This is a genomic window from Pedobacter steynii (assembly GCF_900103665.1).
In the GTDB taxonomy this organism is placed as follows: domain Bacteria; phylum Bacteroidota; class Bacteroidia; order Sphingobacteriales; family Sphingobacteriaceae; genus Pedobacter; species Pedobacter steynii.
The window spans coordinates 150,909-157,931 of record NZ_FNGY01000016.1 but is presented as its reverse complement, the minus strand read 5'-3'; the positions used below and the strand labels follow the sequence as shown (position 1 = coordinate 157,931).

Genomic DNA, 7,023 nt, shown 5'->3' with positions numbered 1-7,023 from the left:
AGCAAGGACGCGGCAGCTGATGGCATAAATTGAAACTATATAAAAATACAAAGCTATATTTTTAATACTTGCTCCACAACTTTTGGCATTGATCCCAAATGCTATACTATAAATATTGATGCCTATTTTGGGTTTCCCGGTAAACAAAACCCCTGCAAACATATTGTTTGCAGGGGTTTTATAAGTTTTGATTCTAAATCTGGTGATCCCGCTGGGATTCGAACCCAGGACCACTACATTAAAAGTGTAATGCTCTACCAGCTGAGCTACGGAATCTTCTTCGATGTTTTGAAGAGCGGCAAAGATAGAATTTTAAAATTAAGTTGCCAACCTAATGGTGTTAAATTTGAACATTTATTAACAAAATATTGTAAAGCATTGAAATCCAGCTAAAATGTTTTTGCGTAAAAAACAGAAATAATACCCAATCTCAAAATTAAAGAGGAAAACATCAGGAAAACCTGCTTTTCCTCTTTTAATAAATCTGTATTACTGAAGCCTGTTAACGCCCATTAACTTACTGCCGCCTTTTAAACGGAAGTTTTCTTTAGTTGTTCCGGTTTTCGGATCCAGCTCATACAAACCTGAGAAGCTATCCACTGCATTGTTCGAGATGAAGTATATTTTGCCGTCCGCAAGGAAAGGTTGCTGGTAGCAGAAGAAATTGTCTACCGGGATGTTTAACCTCGTTGCTCTTTTAGTTAAGACATCGATTGAAGTCCAGTACCAGATGTCATCACGGTATCTCGTTCCATGTGTTCCACCGCTGTAATATCCGGCAGGGCGGGAAGAGATCTTCGTATAGATCTTGCCGTCATGAGCGAATATTGCATTGAAATCACTTGGATATTGGTAATCTTTAATGCTCAGATGAAATGTCGCATCAAAAGCAGTAGAGCCTTTTTTAATCCGTAGAATCTTTGATTCAGGAGTTTGGGTTTTCATATTGCTTACCGCTACCAGATATAAATCTCCTGTTACCGCATCCACATTCCAGAGTGGATGATCGCCAAAAAGGCCAAGGTTAGACGCTTTAGCATATTGCGTAGTGCTTTCGTATTTCTGAGAAGCGATGTCAATCACTGCGATATATACATTTTCATCATCAGGTACTATCTGCCATGCTGCCGTTCTGGTGCCATATTGAAGGTCTACAAACAGTTTGCCTTCTTTCTCTGCAATCACCAATTGTCCTGCGGCTTCGTAAGCAGCGCCTTTAGTTAGAGAACTCAGGTCGATTTCTCCCGTACGAACCATTGTGGTCGGATTAAAGGTCTGAATTTTCATTCTTCCTCTGGAAGAGTCCCAGTAATACCCTTTATCCGCGCTGCTGATGTGGAAATTTCCTTCTTCCGCATCGCTGCTGAAAGGCGTTTCCAGGAATCCGGCTTCCACCACAGTTCCTGCAGGATTAACTTCCAGGCGCTGAATACCCTTTTTAGCGTTGCTGTTTAGCTTATAGATGTATTTACCGAATACACGGCCACCTGCAGCATAACCTAGCTGGTAACCACCTTTAAGACTCGATATAGGAAACTCTCCGGTAGGAAGACCTTGAGAAGGACTGATTAATCCGGACCAGTTGGCTTCTCCGTTATAAATGATCCAGGTACTTTTTGGATCTGATGTTGGCGGGGGCGTAACTACTTTCGAATCCTTTTTACAAGCAAAGAGGATTGCGCACATGGCTATAAGTAGAGCGGGTTTGATTTGTTTAAACATGGTTTTTTATGTATTTATGGTTATAAAGAAATGCTAAGTTTGAGGTGAAAGGTTCTGCCGGGTTTTTCGACATACAGATTATCAAAGAGCTGCTGATTGGTTAGGTTGTGACATTCCAGGCTCAGCGTTCCATTGGGATGCGCTAACTTTTGCATGACGCCTATGGAATGGTTTTGCTGGCCCATTCGGCCATCCTGTGGCAACCAGGATCTTTGGTTTGCATAGCCCTCAGGAAAGCGTTCAAAGAATCCGATAGCCCCCGGAGCACTGTCGTCGTAATTCTGGCTATAGAACCGGTGCGTATAACTGTAATACCAATACACTTCTGTCGTACTGCCTTTTTGCAGGAAATCTTTGAAATGCAACCTTGCCTGTACATTGCCAAACAGGGGAGGTGTATTGGCCAGGCGCCCCTTGTATAGCGGTGTTTCAAGCAATGGGCCATAGGAATACAACCTGGTCTGGTAATTCCTCACATCCTGATAAGTGGCGTTTGCGGCAAGAGAGAGCAGGGCGAAAGGGCGGTACTGGACATCAAATTCGATTCCCTGTATTTTTACCTTATCCTGGTTCAGGTAATAAGACTTAGGAATGTCCCGGTACAGCTGTATAAGCTGACTGGTGTTTCTGATAAAGTAGTTCGCCATAATTTCCAGGCCTCCGACGCCCCGCTTACGACTGTTATATTGTACCTGAAGGTTATAATTGTGACTGCGTTCTGGTTTTAAATTGAAGTTTCCACTCGTTCTGATTGCATCGCCATAAACTTCTACATCATCGGGTACACGGGTGGCGTATTCGTAAGATGCTTTACCCAGCCATCGTTCATGAGGCCGGTAACTGAGTCCTTCCATCCATCCCCATTTATTTTCGGAGTTCCGTTCTATGCTTTCTCCTCCTTCGGCCTGATAGTTGGAGAATCCGGAAGTGTTCATGCGGTAATGTTTAACGGCAATCATGTTTTCCAGTTTGTGGTCGAGCAGCCAGGAGTGAAGGCCTGCTGCGGTGATGTTTTTGCTGTACCTGGCGGGAGTCCGATACACATCGAGATTGGTAAAAGCAGTGATGCCACCTAATGGGTCTGATCCGACGCGCTGATTGCTGGTGTAGACGTTGTTAAATTCCAGCGTATGTTGTGCATTGACGCGGTAAATGACATTGAACCTCAGGGCGGCTATTTTGTAGTCTAAAGAAAGGTCTCGCCCTGTGCCCTGGAGTTCTCTTCTGATTTGAGGGCTAAGCGTTTCCCGCTTTATAAAGTTGCCATACCGGTCGTATTTATTTAGGCTCGTATCCCGGAATATGGTACTTACCCAGCTATAGGAAACGACTGCATTGAGTTCAAGCTTGTTGTTGAAGAGTTTTTTATCGTAACGCAGCATCGGCGTGATGTTCTTTTCGTCGGAATAAGCATGTACCGCAAAATACCTTGGTGTAGCAAAAGGAATGAAGGGAACGCCTTTGTAGAAGCTGGAGCCAATAAGGGTAAGGCGGATGTCATCTGCCCAGCTTTGGTGGCGGAGGCCGATATAGGCTTCGGCAGTGGCAGTTCTGGTTTTGTTGTTGAGGTATTTTACCCTTTCGTAATAGGGTTCGGAGCTGTTGGGCCTGTCGTTGTATTCTCTTTGCTCGGTATAGTCGTTATCGGAGTAAGCGAAGGAGGCATTGAGTCCGGTATAGAGCTGCGTTTTAGGGGAGGGTGCATAAAAGGTAAGGGAGGCGCGATGCGTGTTATAGCTGCTGATCTCGTAAGAAAGGTCTATTGTTCTTTTGGCAGGATAGCGGCTGATGAAGTTAATGGCGCCACCTAATGCATCTGCACCCAGCGATACGGGCAATACGCCTTTGTAAACCTCTACACGATCGAGCATATTGACTGGAAGTAAACTGGGGTCAAAGCTATGGCCGAAAACGGATAGGGGGATTCCGTCTTTAAACAGCGCAATAGCCTTGCCTTCCAGTCCATTCAGGGAGATGTTGATGGGCGCACCGAGGTAGCCATCGCTTCGCAGCCTGACTCCGGGGGATCGATTGATGAGGTCAACGAGGTTTCCACTTTCTCCATGTACTTTTTTCACATCAATAACCGTGATGTTAACGGGGGATGCTTTTATTTCGTTAATTTTTGTGCGGGTCTTGATTTCTACTTCCTTCAGTGCTTTTGATTTGGAAACACTGTCTTTTCTGACGTCCTGCGCAGCGGCGGAGCCGATTAGAAATAACCAGGTCATGGTGAGCAGTGGCTTTTTGTAGAAGTTATTTATGATCATCCTTTTGTGTAACTGCCTTTAAGGATAGGTGATTAAAGGCGATGCAAAAGTAATCGGGCTACAAAAAGGCTGTTTACCAATTAGGGAGCAAGAATTATGAATTTGGGATTATTTATTCTTTTCGTAATTTAGACGCTTTCCAAATAATCTGAGGTGTATGAAGTTTAGTCTGGAGTCTAATTTTTTGCAAGAGTTGTTTTATGATCAGGCAGAGGCGACAGTCCTTTCGGATGGTTTCGTTTTAGAAACGACTACTTCTTTGGACCATGAATTTGGAACGATCAGCTATCAGGAAAGCGGATTGGGAATCGGCTCTGTTTTAAATGGCAATTACCAGATGGATAAGGACCTGCTCTTTAATTCTGAGATGGAACATCCTTGTCTGGAGATGCATTTCAACCTGACCAACCCTGTTCGCTTTGGTGAAAAGGGAAAAAGGGGACAACTGGTAGAAGGCATGCAGCAGAACTTACTGAGCTTAAAAGGGGGGATGGGTTTTGTGGAATTTGAAGAAGGGAAAGCATATGAAACCTTCGATATCCATTTAACGGCCGGATTTCTGGACCAATGGTATGGGCAGCATAAAATTCTGGACCGGTTTATTAAAGGAATGGAAGGAGGTGCTTCTACCCAGCTTTTTAAACAAGCCTTGCCGGTTACGCCAGCCATGAAGCGGATTATCGGAGAAATGAAAACCTGCCCTTTTTCCGGATTAACGCGTAAAATCTTCCTGGAAGCTAAGATACATGAGCTTTTCGCTTTGCAGCTGGACCTGTCAGACGTGGTATCCAATATAGGACAGAAGCAATCGCTGAAGCCTGTGGATGTCGAAAAGATCCATGCGGCAAAAGATTATATCCGCCTGAACAGCAGTACGCCGTGTTCGATCATTGAGCTGGCGCATAAGGTGGGAACGAATGATTTTAAGCTAAAAAAAGGCTTTAAAGAGTTGTTTGGCACTACCGTGTTCGGTTACCTGCAGCAGGTTCGTATGGAACAGGCCAGGCAGTTTTTGTTGGAGAAGGAAAAGAATGTAGGGGAAATCGCGGAGCTTTTGGGCTACCAGAACCTATCGAACTTTACTGCTGCATTTAAACAATATTGGGGATACCCGCCCAGCATCATCCTTAAAGGGGCTAAAAACGGATAGTTTCGATCTGTTTAATTTCAAATGCTTTCGTAAAATGAACATAAATACCTGCCGTTTACTGGTGTGGTTATTGCTGCTATAGATTTTGAATTATTCTGCTTAAATGTTCATTGGCTTGCTTTTTTAACTGTTTTTGGCTTTGCTGCTTTCCTGATAATTGCTGGCTTCAGAAAAAAACTTAGGAATAATTTGGAAATGAAAGTAGAATAAGACAAATTTGTGAAAGTAAATGAAACTAATTGAAAGTTTCGTTTTATTAATAGATGCCATTATGAATAGACTTCAATTGATACAGAATTTAGCTGCCGGCACCCAATGGGATGTCATCATCATTGGTGGTGGGGCTACAGGTTTAGGTATTGCGATGGATGCGGCCACACGTGGTTACAAAACTTTGCTGGTAGAACAGGCGGATTATGCCAAGGGAACTTCCAGTAAGGCGACGAAGCTGGTGCATGGTGGCGTTCGCTATATGGCACAGGGTGATCTTGGTCTGGTACGTGAGGCTTGTCATGAGCGAGGGTTGTTGTTGAAAAACGCACCTCACCTGACAAAAAACGAAACCTTTGTGATCCCGAACTATTCCTGGTTCAATAATGTGAAGTATACCATTGGATTGAAATTTTACGATCTGCTTGCGGGTAAGCTCAGTCTTGGCGCTTCAAAATACATCAACAAAAAGAAAACCATTGAAGCTTTGCCTTCTATCAAACAGGAAGGTTTAAAAGGCGGGGTGGTTTATCATGATGGTCAGTTTGACGATTCCCGTCTGGCGCTGAACATTGCACAGACGGCCATTGAAAACGGGGCAACGGTGCTGAACTACATGAAGGTAGAAGGCTTGCTGAAAGATGATAAAAAGAAAGTGAACGGGATTAAAGTGAAAGATATAGAAACCGGCGAAAGCTATGAGGAGATTGGAAAGATCGTGATCAATGCCACCGGTGTTTATGTAGACAATATCCTGAAAATGGACAAACCGGAAGCGCCGCATTTGGTGCGTCCGAGTCAGGGGGTGCACATCACCCTGGACCGTTCCTTTATGATCGGTGAAAATGCACTGATGATCCCGGAGACGGATGATGGCAGGGTGCTTTTTGCCGTGCCATGGCACAATAAACTGATTGTGGGTACGACGGATACTTTGGTAGATCATGCCGAGCTGGAGCCAAGAGCTCTGGATACGGAAATTGAGTTTATCCTTTCTACCGCAGGAAAATACTTTGTAAAAAAACCAATGCGCTCGGATGTACTCGCTGTTTTTGCAGGTTTACGTCCATTGGCAGCACCGAAAGCAGAAGGAGCGAAGACTAAAGAAATCTCCAGAAGTCATAAGATCATTGTTTCGGATTCCGGAATGATCACGATTACGGGTGGAAAATGGACTACTTTTCGCCGGATGGCACAGGATACGCTGGACAAGGCGATTGAAAAGAACTTCCTCCCTGCAAAAAAATGTGTAACGGAAGAACTTCATATTCATGGTTATGTGCCGGAGCCAAACCGTGCGGATCCTTTACATTTTTACGGCGCTGACATCGCAGGAGTGCAAAAGCTGATCAACGAAAATCCGGCCTTGCTGGAAAGATTGGTGCCGGAATATCCATATACCAAAGCCATGGTGGTATGGGCGGTTAGAAATGAATATGCCCGCAGGGTAGAAGATATTTTAGGCCGTCGTTTCCGTTTGTTGTTCCTGGATGTACATGCCGCAGTTGCAGCAGCACCGGCGGTTGCCGGGATTATCGCTGAAGAGCTGAAACTGGATCAGGCCTGGGTAGCACAGGAGCTGGAGGACTTTACAAAACTGGCCAAAACTTATACGCTCGTTTAGTTTTTGAGATTAACCAAATTAAATTTTATACCTAATTAAACCTTATA

Annotated in this window: 4 protein-coding genes and 1 tRNA gene; 2 read left to right on the top strand and 3 right to left on the bottom strand. The window is 44.3% G+C overall.

Features of this window, described 5'->3' with window-relative positions; translation table 11 throughout:
- Window positions 1–200: 200 nt before the first annotated feature.
- The 3 genes from BLQ87_RS31170 to BLQ87_RS31160 form a co-directional block, all read right to left on the bottom strand.
- A tRNA-Lys gene (locus tag BLQ87_RS31170) sits at window positions 201–276 on the bottom strand.
- Window positions 277–489: 213 nt separating this feature from the next.
- A complete protein-coding gene (locus tag BLQ87_RS31165) occupies window positions 490–1,686 on the bottom strand; it encodes a hypothetical protein (RefSeq protein WP_083362154.1) in 1,197 nt (398 codons plus the stop codon).
- Window positions 1,687–1,742: 56 nt separating this feature from the next.
- The gene (locus tag BLQ87_RS31160) at window positions 1,743–3,992 is read right to left on the bottom strand and encodes a TonB-dependent receptor domain-containing protein (protein ID WP_074612813.1); all 2,250 of its coding nucleotides are present in this window, start codon (window positions 3,990–3,992) and stop codon (window positions 1,743–1,745) included.
- 157 nt (window positions 3,993–4,149) lie between these two features.
- On the opposite strand from BLQ87_RS31160, the gene BLQ87_RS31155 reads away from it, so the two are divergent.
- Window positions 4,150–5,142 (top strand): helix-turn-helix transcriptional regulator, encoded by a 993-nt coding sequence (locus BLQ87_RS31155; protein WP_074612812.1) that lies wholly within the window; start codon window positions 4,150–4,152, stop codon window positions 5,140–5,142.
- A 271-nt stretch (window positions 5,143–5,413) separates the two neighbouring features.
- Window positions 5,414–6,976 carry a glycerol-3-phosphate dehydrogenase/oxidase gene (locus BLQ87_RS31150; RefSeq protein ID WP_074612811.1) on the top strand — a complete coding sequence of 521 codons (1,563 nt, stop codon included), beginning with the start codon at window positions 5,414–5,416 and terminating at the stop codon, window positions 6,974–6,976.
- The last annotated feature ends 47 nt before the right edge of the window (window positions 6,977–7,023 follow it).

Excerpts from the sequence above, each read along its gene's own strand:
- BLQ87_RS31165 (WP_083362154.1), bottom strand. The coding sequence starts at position 1,686 with ATGTGCGCAATCCTCTTTGCTTGTAAAAAGGATTCGAAAGTAGTTACG.
- BLQ87_RS31160 (WP_074612813.1), bottom strand. The coding sequence starts at position 3,992 with ATGATCATAAATAACTTCTACAAAAAGCCACTGCTCACCATGACCTGG.
- BLQ87_RS31155 (WP_074612812.1), top strand. The coding sequence starts at position 4,150 with ATGAAGTTTAGTCTGGAGTCTAATTTTTTGCAAGAGTTGTTTTATGAT.
- BLQ87_RS31150 (WP_074612811.1), top strand. The coding sequence starts at position 5,414 with ATGAATAGACTTCAATTGATACAGAATTTAGCTGCCGGCACCCAATGG.